Raw genomic sequence first — 15,770 nt, 5'->3', positions numbered from 1 at the left:
CTGGCATCGTGTAATCCGTGACGGAGGTCTCACTACCCCCGAACGGGGGTGTGGATCGCACAAAAGCCACGATGAAGGGCGAACAGGTGGCAGCAGACACCGCGGGCGCGGTGGAGATACGGGGCGCGCTGGTCCGGCTGCGGCGCACCACCGGGCTCCCGGTCGCCTTCGGCGGCCTGGTCGACTCCGGCCGACCGCAGATCCGGATCAGTGAGCTGAGCGGCACGAACACCCTGTCCCTGCGCTCGCTCGCGGTGACCTCGGGCAACGGTCTCGGCGGCAAGGCGGTGGCGCTGGCCCGGCCGTGCGCGGTGACGGACTACTCCTCGTCACGGCAGATCAGTCACGAGTACGACGCGCCGGTGGCGGCGGAGGGCATCCGCTCGGTGCTCGCGGTGCCGGTGGTGGTGCGACGCCGGGTGCGGGGCGTGCTGTACGGCGCGCTGCGCACCGCGCAGCCGCTCGGCGACCGCACGCTGAGCGCGGCGATGGCGGCCGCGCGAGACGTGGAGCAGGTGCTCGTCGTACGGGACGAGGCGCGGGGCCTGCTGACGGCGGCCCGGCCGGAACCCGTCGCCGATCCGGCCGCGGGCACGGCCTGGGAACAGGTGCGCGAGGCGCACACGGCGCTGCGCGCCCTCGCGCCGCGGATCACGGATCCGGCGCTGCGGTCGGAGCTGCTCGCCGCGTGCGGGCTGCTGTCCGGGCCGCAGCCGGCCGAGGGGGCGAGCCTGGCGCCGCGCGAGCTGGACGTCCTGGCCTGTGTGGCGGAGGGCGCGACCAATGCGGCGGTGGCGGAGAGGCTGGGGCTGCGGCCGGAGACGGTCAAGGGCTATCTGCGGTCGGCGATGCGCAAGTTGGGCGCCCACACGCGCGGTGCGGCGGTGGCGACGGCCCGTCGGTCAGGGCTGCTGCCGTAGCCGTAAGGAAGGCTTTCTATTCAGTCTCCAGCGCTCTGAATTCCTCTGTGCAGCGCCGCTGTTATTTCCCTCACCACTCCGTACGTCCGAATTTCAAGGTTCGTTGCCTAGAATTTGGCCCGGACACGACACACGAGGGGAGCGGTGACCGTGCGACGGGACTTCCAGGAGCCTGCGAGATGCCGCCCCGACCTGGTCATCGGCCGGGACGAGCCGATCGGCGCCGCGCGTGAGCAACTCGCCTCGGGCGGCAGCGTGCTCCTGCACGGCCCCGCGGGAATAGGGAAATCGACCGTCCTGCGGGCTTTGGCGGCCGAATACGCCGGCGCCGCCCGCACCGTGTTGCGGTGCTCGGCGACCGAGTCCGAATCACACCTTCCCTTCCTCGCGCTCGCCGACCTCCTGGGCCTGGTCCTCGACCAGGTCTCGGGCCGGCTGCCCGCCGCCCAGCGCACCGCCCTGGAGTCGGCACTCACCGGTCGCGGCGAGTCCAGCCTGCAACGCGACGGTCTCGCGCTGCGCCTGGCCGTGCTGTCGGCGCTGCGCGCGCTCGCCGCCGAGGGCACCGTACTGATCGTCGCGGACGATCTGCAGTGGCTGGATCCGGCCAGCTCCGAGCTGCTCGGCTTCGCCGCCCGGCGCCTCGGCGACACCCCCGTGCAACTGCTGTGCGCGGTGCGGACCGAGGGCCAGGAGTACGACCGCCACCTGAGCGCGTCCCCGCCGGACACCGTCGCCGTACGCCTCAACCCCCTCTCCCGCAACCAGGTCTCCGCGCTGCTCGACCACCGCGGCTACGCCGGTCTGACCCGCTCCACGGTCCGCGAGATCCACCGCACCAGCGGCGGCAACCCCCTCTTCGCGCTGGAGCTCGGCCGCGCCCTCGCCGAGAACCCCACCCCGCCCCGGCCGGGCGAGCCGCTGCCCGTGCCCACCTCGCTGCGCGCCCTGGTGCTGAGCCGGCTCGACATGCTGTCGGTCGAGGCCCGCCGCACCCTGCTGGTGGCCAGCGCGGGCGCCCGGCCCACGCCGGCCCTGCTGCGCTCGGCCGGGAGGGAGAACGCGGAGGCGGAGTGCGCCCAGGCGGCCGAACTGGGGCTGCTGGCGACCGACCTCGACGACTCCAGCCCCACCGTGCGGTTCGCGCACCCCCTCATCTCGGCCGCCCTGTACGCGGAGGCGCCCGCCCACGAGCGGCGCGGCGCGCATGCCGCGCTGTCCACCGCGGCCTCGGACCCGATCGAGCGCGCCCGACACCTGGCGCTGGCCACCACCGGCACCGATCCGGGGGTCGCCGACCGGCTCGCCGAGGCCGCAGCCCAGGCCCGGGACCGCGGGGCCCCGTCCGTGGCCGCGCAGCTCGGCCTGCTCGCCGCCCGGCACACCCCCGCCGACGGCCGGCCCGGCGCGGACGAGCGCCGGCTGCAGGCCGCCGAGGACGCCATCACCGCCGGCGAGGTCGACCTCGCCCGGGACATCGCCCGCGAGGTGCTGACCCGGGCCACCGTGCCCGCGGACCGGGTACGGGCCTGGATCATCGTGATCGACACGGCGGGCCACACCATGACGGAGGTCGACGCCGTCTTCCCGCAGGCCCTCGCCGACGCCGGCGACGACCCGCGGCTGCTCGCCCTGGTCCACTACCAGCTGGCCTGGCGGGCGCTGATCGTGGAGGGCGACTTCACCGAGGCCCGGGAGGCGGCCGCGCACGCGGCGGAGCTGGCCGAGCGCGGCGGCGACCGGCGCACCGAGCTGCTGGCCCTCGCCTTCCAGGCCCAGACCGAGACCCTGATGGGTCATCCGGCGGCGCCCGTGACCATCAAGCGCGCGCTGAAGGAGCCTCAGGACCCGAAGGTGGCGTGCCATCACAACGGCGCGGGCAGCGCCCGCTTCCGCTGGCTGGTCATGGGCGACCAGCTGGCCGAAGCGCGGGCGACGGTCACCGCGCTGCTGCGCGAGGTGCGCCGACGCGGCTCGGTGGAGAGCGAGGTGCACTTCCTGCGCGGGCTCGCCGAGACCGAACTGCGCGCCGGGCACTGCGGCCGGGCGCTCGAACTGGCCCGCGAAAGCCTGCGGCTGGCCCGGGACTCGGGCATCGGCGAGACGGCCTCCGCCATGCTCACCTCGCTCGCCGAGGCCTCCGGCGGGGACGTGGACCGGGCGCTGGCGCTGGCCCGCGAGGCGGTCGAGCACGCCGAGGAGGACGGCGACCAGATGTACCTGTCCCGGGCCCTGGGCGCCCTCGGGTACGCCCAGTTGGTGGCCGGCGACCCGGCGGGCACGGTGCGCTCGCTGCGCCGGGTGCGCGAGCTGGAGCACGGCCTCGGCATCACCGACCCGGCGCGCGGCCGCTGGCAGGGCGACCTCGCCGAGGCCCTGGTCCGCATCGGCGAGGTGGCCGAGGCACGGGACGTCATCGACGTCACCCGTGAACACGCGCTGCGGCTCGGCCGGGAGAGCGTGCTCGCCGTCCTGGACCGGGCCGAGGCGCTGGTGCGCGCGGCCGAGGGCGACCGGGAGGCGGCCCTCGCCCAGCTGACCTCCGCTCAGGACCGGCTGGCCAAGCTGGGCTACTGCCTGGAGGAGGCGCGGGCGGCCTTCGCGCAGGCCTCGCTGCGCGGCCGGCGGCCGGACCGGGCCGCGGGTCTCGGCGCCGGCACCGGCACCCCGGCGGCGCACCGCGCCGACTCGACGCCGTACGAGGAGGCCACCCGCCTGTTCCGACGCTGCCGGGCGGTGCCGTGGCTGCGCCAGGTGGACGCGGCCCTCGCGGCGCCCGAGCCGGAACCGGCCGCCGCCGCGGCCGCGCTCGGCGGCCCCGAGGGACAGGACGGGCCGGACGGCCTGGAGGGGCTCGCGTCGATGGAGCGTCAGGTCGCCGCGCTCGTCGTCCAGGGCGCCACCAACCGGGAGATCGCCGCACGCCTGTTCATCAGCGTCAAGACGGTGGAGGCGACGCTGACCCGGGTCTACCGGAAACTGGGGATCCGATCGCGCGTGGACATCGTCCGATTGGCGGCAGGTCGCCGAGCGAAGTGAGAACACGGCCGGTTAACTGAGCCGGACCGAGGGTTTTCCCTGCCTTGCCCCCCTAGGGGGTTCCCTCATTGGGAGGTGGTGTACCGGGCCCTAGCGTAAGGGCAGTGCCGCTCGCCCGGGCACACGGGGGTCGGTCCCGCGACCCTCGTGCGTGCTTCACCCCCCACCCGCGCGTCCCCCCACCGGCCAACCCCACTGAGGAGACTCATGTTCGGGCTCCACCGCGCAAGAAAGACCGCCGCCGTGGTCGTGGCGACCGCTGCCGCCGCGGCGACCGCACTGCTCAGCGCTCCCTCCGCCGTCGCCGCCCCGCAGCCCGTCGTCGGCGGCACGACGACCACGACGTCCGCGTACCCGTTCATGATGCAGATCACCGACTCCTCCGGTAACCAGTTCTGCGGGGGCACCCTGGTCGCGGCGAAGAAGGTCGTGACGGCCGCGCACTGCATGGCCGGCGAGTCCACCAGTGGCGTCCGGGTCGTGGGCGGCCGGACGTACCTCAACGGGACCAACGGTACGGTCAGCCGGGTGAGCAAAATCTGGATCAACCCGGACTACACGGACGCCAGTAACGGCGACGACGTGGCCGTGCTGACCCTGTCGACGTCGATGCCGTACACCCCGGCGACGTACGTCTCCTCCTCCCAGACGGGCGTGTACACGGCCGGCACCACGGCCCGCATCCTCGGCTGGGGCACCACCTCGGAGAGCGGCAACTCCTCCAACCAGCTGCGGACGGCGACCGTGCCGACCGTCTCGGACTCCAGCTGCCGCGGCTCCTACGGTTCGGACTTCGTCCAGACCGACATGGTTTGCGCCGGATACACATCCGGCGGCGTAGACACCTGCCAGGGCGACAGCGGCGGTCCCCTGCTCATCGGGGGCGTCCTGGCAGGGATCACTTCCTGGGGAGAGGGGTGCGCGGAGGCCGGTTACCCGGGTGTCTACACCCGGCTGACCACCTTCTCGAACCTGGTGACCACGCAGGTCAACTCGTAACCAGCGAAACTCCTGAGCACCCCTCAGGTAAGACCAGGGGGGCGTTGCGAGCCACCACGAGCGGCCCGCAGCGCCCCCCTATCCATGCCTGCCGTCCGTACCTCTCCTTCGGCGCCCCGCCGTCACCGCGGCACGACCGTGCCGAACCGGACGGCGTCGGACGCGCCGGGGTGCAGCGTGGCCAGCATCCGCTGCCCCTCCGCCACGACCTCGTCCCGCTGGGACCGGGTGAGCTCGTGGAACGGCTCGACGACCAGCCCGTCGTCCTCCGGCTTCCACACACCGGCCACGAAGCCGTCGACGAGGAGGGACCGGTAGGCCTGGTTGACCGCCCAGGTGCGGCCCCAGTACTCGGGCGGTACGACCCGGGCGCGGTCGGCGTGCGAGAGCAGGAGGTTGTCGAGCTCGGGCAGGAAGCGGGGCGGGGCCGGGGTGTCCGGGTCGGGGCGCGGGGCGTCGGGGAGGTCGAAGAGTTCGACGCCGGCCGGGTCCCGGAAGGTGACCAGGCGCGGGCGCAGGCGTTCGAAGGCCGCGCGCAGCCGGGTCAGCCCGGCCCAGGTCTGCATGTCCTTCACGGACGCCGGCCCGAACGCGGCGAGATAGCGCAGCACCAGCGCGTCCGGGGTGGGCGCCGGCCCGGCGGGGCGGCCGAGCCAGTGCTCGGCGGTGGTGAGCGCGACCTGGCCGCTGCGGCCCCACAGCCCGCGCGGCGTGACCTGCACGAGGGGCAGCTTGCAGCGGGCGGCGACCGACAGGGCCTGCCGGTCGGCGTCCGGCCACTCGACGCTCAGGGCCGCGCGCAGCTGCGCCATGGTGCGCGGCTCCGCCTCGACCAGCTCACGGGCGAGCGCGGCGAGCCGGTCCAGGTCGACGCCGGTCAGCCTCTTGCGGAAGCCGTGCAGTTCGCGGTCCCGGGCGGGCTGGACGAGCGGCCGCAGGGTGAGGCAGTCGTCGGCGGTGTGGGTGTGGATGGTCGAGCGCAGGGTGACGATGCGGACGACCGCGCGGTCGGCCATGAGGGCGGACAGCTCCTCGGGCGTGAAGCCGTCGAGGCGGGCGGCGAGCGCGTGGTACGGGGGCTTGACGTTCTGCGCCTGGAGGCCGACGAGGTGCTCCACCGCGGCCTTCGCGGACAGCGGCGAGCGGGTCAGCAGCAGTTGCCGGGCGAGGGTCGCGCGGTTGAGGGCGCGGATGCCGAGCAGAGGGGCCGTCGCGGTCGTCGTCTTCGTCATGACCCGCACACTAGAGCCGCTCGCGGACACCTTCTGTCCGCAACTCTCACCGAATCCCGGACCCTCGGCCGGCGTCCGGGCCGAACCCCCCGTATATCCTGCTGCGTGATCAGGTCGAACCCGGCTCGTGCGGAGGTGCCGCCATCGCCGAGAAGAACCACCGCAAGTCCGTCTGGCGCCGCGCCCTGAACCAGCCGCAGCCCTCCACCGCGCCCTCCGCGTCCCCGGCCGAGCCGCGGGGCGGGGAACCGGCCGAGGCGGGCAGCATCGTCCAGGCGGCCCTGTACCAGGACGGGGTGCGGGTCTCCTCTCCCGCCGGTCTCACCGAGACCTACCGCGCGCTGCGCGAGCAGCCCTCCGGCATGGCGTGGATCGGCCTCGCCCGCCCCACCGACGAGGAACTCTTCTCCCTGGCCGCCGAGTTCGACCTGCATCCGCTCGCGGTCGAGGACGCCTTGGAGGCGCACCAGCGGCCGAAGCTGGAGCGGTACGGCGACACGCTCTTCGTCGTGCTGCGCGCCGCCCGCTACCTGGACGCGCCCGAGGAGGTCGACTTCGGCGAGCTGCACGTGTTCGTGGGGCCGGACTTCGTCATCACCGTCCGGCACGGCGCGGCCCCCGACCTCTCCGCGGTCCGCGGCCGCCTGGAGGACTCCCCCGACCTGCTCAAGCTCGGCCCGGAGGCGGTCCTGTACGCGATCCTGGACGCGGTCGTCGACGGCTACGCGCCGGTCGTCGCGGGCGTCCAGAACGACGTCGACGAGATCGAGACCGAGGTCTTCCGCGGCGACCCCGAGGTCTCCCGCCGTATCTACGAACTCTCCCGCGAGACCGTCGAGTTCCAGCGCGCCACCCGCCCCTTGGTCGGCATGCTGCACGCCCTGATGGCCGGTTTCGCCAAGTACGAGACCGACGAGGAGCTGCAGCGCTACCTCCGCGACGTCGCCGACCACGTCACCCACATCAGCGAGCGGGTGGACGGCTTCCGGCAGGCCCTCACCGAGATCCTCACGGTGAACGCGACGCTGGTGACGCAGCAGCAGAACGCAGAGATGCGGGCGCTGGCGGAGGCGGGCTTCGAGCAGAACGAGGAGGTCAAGAAGATCTCGTCGTGGGCGGCCATTCTGTTCGCCCCGACCCTGGTCGGGACGATCTACGGCATGAACTTCTCCCACATCCCCGAGCTGCACTGGGCCCTCGGCTACCCCTTCGCGATCGGCCTGATGGGGATCGTCTGCCTCACCCTGTACCTGATCTTCAAGCGCCGGGACTGGCTGTAGGGCCGGTCCCGGCGGCCGGCGGCGAGGTCCGGACCTCCGGGCGGGGAGACCATCGATGAGCACAGCACAGGCGTCCTGCGGCACCCCCGTCCTGAGCGCCCTGGAGGCGTTCTACGCGCGGGACATCGACGATCTCGCGGCCTGGGGGCGGGCCACGTTCGACGAGGCCCGGGCGAAAGGCCTCGACGACCTCGCCACCATCGACGCGCTGCGCGTCGACGCGTTCATGTCCGTCTATCTGGATCAGATCCACAGCGTGCCCGCCGAACGCTGGGCGGCCTCGCTCCCCATGCCCGAGGGGCATCTGCGCTCCGCGCTCCTGGGCCGCGAACTCGTCGACGTACCGAGGGCGGGCCGGCTCAACGTCCTCATGGACGGCCGGCTCTACGGGGCGGAGCGGCTGCCCAGCCGGCTCTCCGCCGACTACCGGGAGCTGAAGGCGCCGCTCTGCTACGCCCACGACGTGCTCTTCGAGGACCCCTTCGACGACGAGCACCACGCCCTCGTCCAGATGCGGGTCATCCAGGAGTCCTCACCGGACACGGTCATGCGGCCGGTGCTGGAGCCCGGCCTGTTCGTCCGCACCCTGCGCACCCTGGCCGACCTCGCGCCGCTCATCCGGGCCGGAACCGTCATGTTCATCCCCCGCCAACTGACCGCCGACCCCCGGAGCATCGCCATGGCCGGCTCCAGCATCGCCGGGCTGGGCGGCGCGGTCTCGCGGCAGGAGCTCGCCGAACGCACGGTGCGCGCCTGGCTGTTGACCGGCGGTCGGGCCGTTCCGCTCTTCGCCGACGCCGACGAGGAGGCCGCGTTCCGCGAGGCCGCCGCGCTGCTCGCTCCCCTGCTCCCCGAACGGGAGGGGGGCTTCATGCGCCTCCTGGCCGCCCTCGCCCTGCCGAACAGCGGGCGGCTCGACACCCGGCACATGCTGGAGATCCGGGAGGAGTCACTGTTCCGCGAGTTCCGGGCCCGGCAGCGCAAGGCCCTCGCCCTCGTGGGCGACGGCGAGGACGCCGAGGCGCTGCGGCTGTACCGGGAGGAGATGCGGGCCGCCGCCGACGAGACCAACCGCCGCAGCGGCCGCGGGCTGATGGCCCGGTTCACGGCGCCGAAGGCCGTGGGCTGGCTGACCGGGGCCATGGTCATCCAGCCGGCGAGCTGGCAGGCGGCACTCGCCGCGTTCGGCGCGATCACCGCGCAGTCCGCCATGGAGACCTGGCAGGACCGAGAGAAACACACCCGCGCGCTCCACCACCACTACGCGACCCTCGGCACACCACCACTCGACGACACGTAGGGCCTGGCCGGCCCCAGGGACGGTGGAGGTTCCCGCCGGCGAAGCCGGTGTGGGACGTCGGCAGACCGGGGGCCGGGGACGAAGGACCGTGCACAGCACAACGGCCTCCAGGCCCCGGGGAGAGAACCGACGGCGTGACCGGTGCGGGGCTGCGGCGGGTCGGAGCGAGCGACGGTGCACCACCACCCGACGACACGGAGAGCCTCGCCGGCCCCAGGGACGGTGGAAGTTCCCGCCGGCGAAGCCGGTGTGGGACGTCGGCAGACCGGGGGCCGGGGACGAAGGACCGTGCACAGCACAACGGCCTCCAGGCCCCGGGGAGAGAACCGACGGCGTGACCGGTGCGGGGCTGCGGCGGGTCGGAGCGAGCGACGGTGCACCACCACCCGACGACACGGAGAGCCTCGCCGGCCCCAGGGACGGTGGAAGTTCCCGCCGGCGAAGCCGGTGTGGGACGTCGGCAGACCGGGGGCCGGAGGCGATGGTCCGTGCAGCGCCCGACGGTGTGTAGGACCGGTCCGGTCCTATTGCCGGTGGAGGGTTCCGCCGGTCCGGGGCTGCGGCGGGTCGGGGGAAGGGGCGCTGGGTAGGGCGGTGGGGGCGGCGATCGTCGTCCTCACCAACGCCGAGCGTGGGGTGCACGCGGTCAGTCCGTTGCCGGATGCAGGCCCGGAGGGTCGATGACGGCGGCGCACTGGGCCCGCCAGCCGGTCCAGTGCCGGACGGTGACCGCGATCACCGGACCGTGCGGCGGGGCGTCCCAGTACTGCGGGTACTTGTCCCGCAGTACGGTCACGGCGGCCGCGCAGGCGTCCCGCTCGGCCGGGTCGGCGGCGTCGGGCAGCAGCACCCTGGCCGCTCCGTCGGCCCGCACCCACCACAGCCGCTCCCAGTCCTCGTCGTACGCGTCCGCCAGCAGGCACACGTCCGGCCGGGCGGCGATGTTGCGCAGCCGCTTGAGCCGGGTCGTGGTCTTCGGTTTGCGGTCCACGGCGGTCACGATCCCGTCGGTGCCCTGCCCGGCGAACACCACCGGCACCAGATGGGGGCGGCCCGCCTCGTCCACCGTGGCCAGCCGGGCGACTCGGGCCCCGGTGAACCGCCGTCGCGCCTCTTGCTCAGTCATCTCCGGCACGCCCGTACCTCCCCACTGCCCGTACGGCGCCTCAGGGCCCGTACAGCGCGTCGAGCACGTCGTCGTCCGTCAGCTGTCCGAAGTCGGCGTACCACTGGCCGACGGCGGAGAAGGCCCGCGGCTGGTGCAGGCACACCACCTCGTCGGCCTCGCCCCTGAGCAGGCCGACCGACTCGGGCGCGCCGACCGGGACGGCCAGGACGAGGTGCGCGGGCGAGCGGCGCCGTACGTGACGGAGGGCGGCGCGCGCGGTGGAGCCGGTGGCGAGTCCGTCGTCGACGACGATCACCGTGCGGCCGGCGAGTTCGGGCGGCGGGCGGCCCTGCCGGTAGCGGTCCTCGCGGCGGTGCAGTTCCTTGCGCTCCCGCTCCACCTTCGGCGCGAGGGACTCCTCGGTCAGACCGAGGCTGTCGAGGGTCTGGGTGTCGTAGAGCGGGGGGTCGTCGCCGGCGATGGCGCCGACGCCGAACTCCTCGTGGTGCGGGGCGCCGATCTTGCGGACGAGGAGTACGTCGAGCGGGGCACCGAGCGCCCGCGCGACCTCCGTGGCCACCGCGACGCCGCCCCGGGGCAGGGCCAGGACGACGGGGTCCGGCAGGTTGCCCTTCTCCTGCTGGATGCGGAGCCGTTCGGCCAGTTCGCGTCCGGCCTGCCTGCGGTCCTGGAAGAGCATGGGTCGTCCTCTCGGGTGGAGGTCGGTCCTCACCTTCCATGGTGATACGACTCCCGCACCCGGCTATACACCACATCTATACTCGCCACGTATAGTCCCGGCATGCCTCTGCCGACCGAGAAGCCCGGAAAGAAGCCTGAGAAGAACCCCGATCGCCGCCCTCGCCTGTCTGGCGCTCGCGCTCACCGGCTGCGCCGAGGTCGACACGACCGCGCCGAGCGCCGCCCGCGCGTCGGCCACCGGGCAGGCGGCCCGGTTCGGGACCGTCGACTGCCGCGAGGCGAAGGGAGCGAAGTCGGAGTGAATGGGGGTGCCCCCTCTGGGGGAGCATCGCGCTCACCTTCGACGCCGGGCCCAGCGAGCACTCGGCCCGGCTGCTGGACATCCTCGAGGACAAGCAGGTCCCGGCGACCATCTTCCTGCTCGGCAAGCGGCACATGGTGAAGTACCCGGAGCTCGTCCGGCGGATGGCCGCCGAGGGGCACGAGGTGGCCAGCCACACCTGGGACCACAAGATCCTGACCCGGATATCGGAGAAGCAGATACGCGAGGACCACCCTGATGCGCCCGCCCCAGGGCCGGACGAACGCGACCGTCCACCGGATCAGCCGTGAGCCGGGCCTCGCGGAGGTGCTGTGGAGCGTGACCGCGAAGGACTACACGCCCACCGACTCCGTGCTGATCAAGCGGCGCGTCCTGGAGCAGGCGTCCCGGGACGGGATCATCCTGCTCCACGACATCTACGACGGCACCGTGCCCGCCGTGCCCGGCATCATCGACGCCCTGAAGTCGCGCGGCCATGTCTTCGTGACCGTGCCTCAGCTGCCGGCACCCGGGAAGGCGAAGCCGGGCGAGGTCTACCGGCCGTAGCCCGGCGACCGGCCGGACGGGGTCAGAACACCACCGTCCAGCCCTCCCGGGTGGCCTGCTCGGCGGTGTACGAGACGCCGTGCACCTTCAGGCCGCCCGCGTCGAGCAGGGTGATCTCGCCGCCGTGGTTGCCGAGTTGGACGCCGTTGGACAGGGCCACCGGCAGACAGACGCCGGGGGCGAGCGCGCCGGCGGGCACCGCCGCCCGCTTGCCGACCCGGTCGACGAGCTGCCAGCCGGTCAGGTCGACCGGGTCGGGCGAGGCGTTGAGCAGCGTGACGTTCTCCGCCTCGGGCGTCGGGCCGAGCGGATTGACCAGCGCGGCCACGATCCGCACGGGCTGGACGCCGGCCTGCTCGGGACGCCTGCCGTCGACCTCGTCGAGGGGCTGCCCGGTGACGTCGTCCGTGTGCCAGGACTGGCTCTGGAAGGCGAGGAAGATGCCCACCCAGCGGTTCTGGCCCGGGAAGTGGACGAGGAGCCCGCCGTCCTGCCAGACGCCGTCGTCACCCCGGAAGCGGCCGCTGTTGCCCTGGTTCATGTGGATGTCGTGGACGCCGTTGCCCGGCAGGAAGCCGAACACCTTGTCCTTGACCTTCGGTTCGGGGCCGAAGCGCTCACCGAAGACGTACATGCGGGCGTCCCGGTCGTCGACCGCGCGCCGCACGTAGTGGTCGAGGAGGTCGGCGAGGTCGTTGTCGGGTCCGGACACGTCCGGCGGCAGCGTGCGCATCTTGCCCGGGTCGAAGAGGTTCCCGCGCACGAAGTCCAGGTTGGGTCCGCCGGGACCCGAGGGCAGGGTGTTCCAGCCGCTGGGGAGACCCTCCAGGCGGGTGGTGAGCGGGTGTTGGAAGTCCTCGTCGACGAGGTAGAGCAGGTCCGCGGGACGCTGCTGCGACAGGACGTTGACCGAGGCACGGTAGTGCGTGCCCGTGTCGTCCGTGAGGTGGATCTGGTAGTGCGGGGTGTCGACGGCGCCCTCGCGCCGGGTGTCGACCGCCCGTGTGATCAGTACGCCATAGGTCTTCAACGACATGACGACCAACTCCCCCTGGGGGCAGGCGCAGTGCCCGCCCGTACGAGGAATGGTAGGAGAACGCGGCTGCGCACCGCCCGGATCGCACGGGATCCCGCCGCACCGTCAAGCCTACGCCCGTCGCCGAAGGACCGGCTAGTTCACCTGTCCGAGACGACTGGGCCCCCCATCGCGGCCTGCGGTTTCCTAAGATCGTCGAGTGGCCATCTTCCTGCTCGAACGCACGGCACCGCTGCCGATCGACGAGGCCTGGCGTCGGCTCACGGAGTGGCCGCGGCACGCCGGTACGGTCCCGCTGACCCGGGTCGTCGTGACGACCGAGCCGCCGACCCGTCAGGGCACCCGCTTCGTGGCCCGTACGGGCCTCGGCCCGCTCTCCCTCAGCGATCCGATGGAGGTCACCGTCTGGCGCCCGCCGCACGACGGCGAGCCCGGCCTGTGCCGTCTGGTCAAGCGCGGCCGGACGGTCCTCGGCTGGGCCGAGTTGGAGGTGCGGCCGGGGCCCGGGGGACGTACCCGGGTGCTGTGGCGGGAGGAGCTGCGGTTCCGCCCGCTGCCCGCGTTCTGCGATCCGCTGCTGGAGCGGACGGCCAGGGTGGTGTTCGGCCGAGCGGTCAACAAGCTGCTACGCACGCCATGATGGTGGCTGGCACCTCCGAACGGGACCACTGGGACCGGCACTTCGCCGCCGGGAACGGCTTTCGCCGGGTCGACGCGCACGAGGCGCGGTCGCTCGCCGGGGCCGTACCGCCGCGGGCCGGTGCCCGCGCCCTGGACGTGGGGTGCGGCCTGGGGACGTACGCGGCCGTGCTCGCCGGTCTCGGACACCGCACCCTCGCCGTCGACTGGTCCGAGGCCGCCGTCGCCGCGACCCGCGACCGGTACGCCGACCTGGAACCCCGGCTGTCCACCCGTCGCCTGGACTTCGCGGACGCCGCCGAGGTGACGGCGCGGCTGCCCCGGGCGGGCTTCGACCTGGTCACGATGCGACTCGCGCTGGCGTTCCTGCCGGACAAGACGGCCGTCGCCGACCGGGTCCGGGGCCTGCCGGCGCCGGGCGGACACGGACCGCCGCGCCCTCCCGGGAGGACGGAAGAACAGGCAGGACGGCCGGAAGAGGCGGGGCGGTCCTGGGGCACCGACACCCGGCCCTTGGCACGGCGCGGGCGGCGGTGGAGAGTTGCCGGCGGGGAACCGCGCGGCCGGCACCCGGTGCGGCGGTGCGCCGGGGCGCACCACAGCGGCCGGGCGGGGAAAGTGGGCGGGTATGACCGAGACGAGCCACCGCGGGCTGACGCGGCGCAAAGCAGCGGCGGCGGAGCACTTCACCGGCGAGGAACTCCAGCTGCTGCGCCGCGCGGGGCACCTCCGCCGCTGGAACCGGGGGGACGTCCTGATCCGGGAGGGCGAGCCGGCCGACTTCGTGGTGCTGCTCACCGGCGGCCTGGTGAAGGCCACCGTGGACTCGACCAACGGCTACACCAGCCTGCTGGCCCTGCGCGGCCCCGGGGAACTGGTCGGCGAGCTCTCCTGCGTCGACGGCCGGCCCCGGGGCGCGACGGTCACCGCAATGCGGCGCGTCGAGGGCGTGGTGATCTCCGCGGAGGTGTTCCTGCGGCTGCTGGAGCGGAACGCCGGGCTGTGCCTGTCCGTGCTGCACAGCGTGGTGACCCGGCTGCGCGACTCCGACCTGCTGCGCGCGGAGCAGGGCGCCCACACCACCCGGGCCCGGCTGGCCAGTCTGCTGGTCAAGCTCGCGTTACGGCACGGCTCGTCCGCCTCCGACACCCCGCCGGGAGCCATAGCCGTCCAGGTCAACCAGCACGAACTGGCCGCCGCTGCCGGGGCGTCCAGGGAGTCGGTGGTGCGCTGTCTGCGGGCGATGCAGCACGAGGGCCTGGTGGCGACCGGCCGGGGGCGCACGATCGTGCTCAATCTGGCCGGGCTGCGCCGATGGGCCGACGAGTGAGGCCGAGTGCGTCACATGACGCTGTACGACGGCCGCCGCCGGGTTTCCATCATCCTTCGGCGCCCGGACCGGGACGGCTTCGCGGGGGAGCGGGCCGGGCGCTCCGACTTCCGCCGGCGCCGGCTCACGCCACCGAGCCGATGCGGGCCGCCGCCCGCGACGCCGCGTCGTGGTGGATCGGCGTGTGCGCGCCGGTGAGGGAAACGCCGCTGCCGCCGCGCCGGTTGGCGACGATCTCGGAGGCGATGGACAGGGCGGTCTCCTCGGGCGTGCGGGCCCCGAGGTCCAATCCGATCGGGGAGCGCAGCCGGGCCAGCTCCAGCTCGCTCACGCCGACTTCGCGCAGCCGCTCGTTGCGGTCCAGGTGGGTGCGCCGGGATCCCATCGCGCCGACGTAGGCGACGGGAAGACGCAGTGCCAGCTGCAGCAGTGGTACGTCGAACTTGGCGTCGTGGGTGAGCACGCACAGGACGGTACGGGCGTCCACGTCCGTACGCGCCAGGTACTCGTGGGGCCATTCGACGACGATCTCGTCGGCCTCGGGGAAGCGGGCCCCGGTCGCGAAGACGGGGCGGGCGTCGCACACCGTGACGCGGTAGTTGAGGAACTTGCCGATGCGGACCAGTGCCGACGCGAAGTCGATCGCGCCGAAGACGATCATCCGGGGCGGCGGTACCGAGGACTCGACCAGGACGGTGAGCGGTGCTCCGCAGCGCGAGCCCTGCTCTCCGATCTCCAGCGTGCCGGTGCGGCCGGCGTCGAGGAAGGCCCCCGTCTCGCCGACCACCGTGCGGTCCAGTTCCGGGTGTCCGCCGAGGCCGCCCTCGTACGAGCCGTCGGCGCGTACCAGCAGCGCCCGGCCCATCAGATCGGCCGGTCCGGACACGATCCGGGCGACCGCCGCCGCCTCCCCTCGCGCGGCGGCGGTCAGCGCGGCGGCGATCACCGGACGGGCGGGATCGGCCGCCCGTACCGGAGTGACGAGGATGTCGATGACGCCGCCACAGGTCAGGCCGACGGCGAAGGCGTCCTCGTCGCTGTACCCGAAGCGCTCCAGGACGGGCTCCCCGTCCTGGAGCGCCTGCCGGCACAGCTCGTACACGGCGCCCTCCACACAGCCGCCGGAGACCGAGCCGATGGCGGTGCCGTCGGCGTCCACCGCGAGGGCGGCGCCCGGTTGACGCGGGGCACTGCCGCCGACGGCCACCACGGTGGCCACGGCGAAGTCGCGTCCCCGCTCGACCCACCGGTTGAGCTCCTCGGCGATGTCCAGCATCTCTCGGTCTCCTTGACAGCGGTTGTGAAGAGGGTCCTGCG

General features: G+C 73.5%; 13 protein-coding genes and 2 pseudogenes. 9 read left to right on the top strand and 6 right to left on the bottom strand.

What is annotated here, in order from left to right:
- The first annotated feature begins 71 nt into the window (after nt 1-71).
- The 3 genes from ACWGKT_RS36710 (at nt 72) to ACWGKT_RS36700 (ending at nt 4,958) form a co-directional block, all read left to right on the top strand.
- Nucleotides 72-920 carry a response regulator transcription factor gene (locus tag ACWGKT_RS36710; RefSeq protein WP_453277046.1) on the top strand — a complete coding sequence of 283 codons (849 nt, stop codon included), beginning with the start codon at nt 72-74 and terminating at the stop codon, nt 918-920.
- 144 nt (nt 921-1,064) lie between these two features.
- Nucleotides 1,065-3,959: an AAA family ATPase gene (locus ACWGKT_RS36705; RefSeq protein WP_453277045.1), complete on the top strand. Its 2,895-nt coding sequence runs from the start codon at nt 1,065-1,067 to the stop codon at nt 3,957-3,959.
- A 207-nt stretch (nt 3,960-4,166) separates the two neighbouring features.
- Nucleotides 4,167-4,958: a S1 family peptidase gene (locus ACWGKT_RS36700; RefSeq protein WP_453277044.1), complete on the top strand. Its 792-nt coding sequence runs from the start codon at nt 4,167-4,169 to the stop codon at nt 4,956-4,958.
- Between the two features lie 122 nt (nt 4,959-5,080).
- Here ACWGKT_RS36700 and ACWGKT_RS36695 read toward each other — a convergent pair whose 3' ends face one another.
- Both ACWGKT_RS36695 and ACWGKT_RS36690 read right to left on the bottom strand, forming a co-directional pair.
- The gene (locus ACWGKT_RS36695; protein ID WP_453277043.1) at nt 5,081-6,190 is read right to left on the bottom strand and encodes a winged helix DNA-binding domain-containing protein; all 1,110 of its coding nucleotides are present in this window, start codon (nt 6,188-6,190) and stop codon (nt 5,081-5,083) included.
- A gap of 109 nt (nt 6,191-6,299) precedes the next feature.
- Nucleotides 6,300-6,515 (bottom strand): hypothetical protein, encoded by a 216-nt coding sequence (locus tag ACWGKT_RS36690; RefSeq protein ID WP_453277042.1) that lies wholly within the window; start codon nt 6,513-6,515, stop codon nt 6,300-6,302.
- On the opposite strand from ACWGKT_RS36690, the gene ACWGKT_RS36685 reads away from it, so the two are divergent.
- Nucleotides 6,457-7,470, top strand: coding sequence for a magnesium and cobalt transport protein CorA (locus ACWGKT_RS36685; protein ID WP_453277080.1), 1,014 nt, complete (start codon nt 6,457-6,459; stop codon nt 7,468-7,470). The genes ACWGKT_RS36690 and ACWGKT_RS36685 overlap by 59 nt on opposite strands.
- A 55-nt stretch (nt 7,471-7,525) precedes the next feature.
- Nucleotides 7,526-8,770: a hypothetical protein gene (locus ACWGKT_RS36680; RefSeq protein WP_453277041.1), complete on the top strand. Its 1,245-nt coding sequence runs from the start codon at nt 7,526-7,528 to the stop codon at nt 8,768-8,770.
- A gap of 646 nt (nt 8,771-9,416) precedes the next feature.
- Here the strand turns inward: ACWGKT_RS36680 and ACWGKT_RS36675 are convergent.
- Both ACWGKT_RS36675 and ACWGKT_RS36670 read right to left on the bottom strand, forming a co-directional pair.
- Nucleotides 9,417-9,905, bottom strand: coding sequence for a TIGR03668 family PPOX class F420-dependent oxidoreductase (locus tag ACWGKT_RS36675; protein ID WP_356151640.1), 489 nt, complete (start codon nt 9,903-9,905; stop codon nt 9,417-9,419).
- Between the two features lie 31 nt (nt 9,906-9,936).
- Complete coding sequence (locus ACWGKT_RS36670) at nt 9,937-10,578, bottom strand: phosphoribosyltransferase (protein WP_356151638.1); 642 nt, start codon at nt 10,576-10,578, stop codon at nt 9,937-9,939.
- A 136-nt stretch (nt 10,579-10,714) separates the two neighbouring features.
- Between ACWGKT_RS36670 and ACWGKT_RS36665 the strand changes: the two are divergent.
- A pseudogene (locus ACWGKT_RS36665) lies at nt 10,715-11,448 on the top strand (polysaccharide deacetylase family protein).
- A gap of 22 nt (nt 11,449-11,470) precedes the next feature.
- On the opposite strand, the gene ACWGKT_RS36660 reads toward ACWGKT_RS36665, so the two are convergent.
- The gene (locus ACWGKT_RS36660) at nt 11,471-12,484 is read right to left on the bottom strand and encodes a DUF2278 family protein (protein WP_453277040.1); all 1,014 of its coding nucleotides are present in this window, start codon (nt 12,482-12,484) and stop codon (nt 11,471-11,473) included.
- A 199-nt stretch (nt 12,485-12,683) separates the two neighbouring features.
- Here ACWGKT_RS36660 and ACWGKT_RS36655 point away from each other — a divergent pair, with 199 nt between their 5' ends.
- The 3 genes and pseudogenes from ACWGKT_RS36655 (at nt 12,684) to ACWGKT_RS36645 (ending at nt 14,453) form a co-directional block, all read left to right on the top strand.
- Complete coding sequence (locus tag ACWGKT_RS36655; RefSeq protein ID WP_453277039.1) at nt 12,684-13,124, top strand: SRPBCC family protein; 441 nt, start codon at nt 12,684-12,686, stop codon at nt 13,122-13,124.
- Nucleotides 13,121-13,537 (top strand): annotated as a pseudogene (locus ACWGKT_RS36650) (class I SAM-dependent methyltransferase); the annotation flags it as partial. The gene ACWGKT_RS36655 and the pseudogene ACWGKT_RS36650, both read left to right, overlap by 4 nt.
- Nucleotides 13,538-13,751: 214 nt before the next feature.
- Nucleotides 13,752-14,453 carry a Crp/Fnr family transcriptional regulator gene (locus ACWGKT_RS36645; RefSeq protein WP_356151630.1) on the top strand — a complete coding sequence of 234 codons (702 nt, stop codon included), beginning with the start codon at nt 13,752-13,754 and terminating at the stop codon, nt 14,451-14,453.
- A gap of 124 nt (nt 14,454-14,577) precedes the next feature.
- Here ACWGKT_RS36645 and ACWGKT_RS36640 read toward each other — a convergent pair whose 3' ends face one another.
- Nucleotides 14,578-15,729 (bottom strand): XdhC family protein, encoded by a 1,152-nt coding sequence (locus ACWGKT_RS36640; protein WP_453277038.1) that lies wholly within the window; start codon nt 15,727-15,729, stop codon nt 14,578-14,580.
- Between the last annotated feature and the right edge of the window lie 41 nt (nt 15,730-15,770).

The organism is Streptomyces sp. NPDC054794, assembly GCF_053611585.1.
The sequence above is the reverse complement of the archived record's forward strand: the minus strand, read 5'-3'. Positions and strand labels throughout refer to the sequence as shown.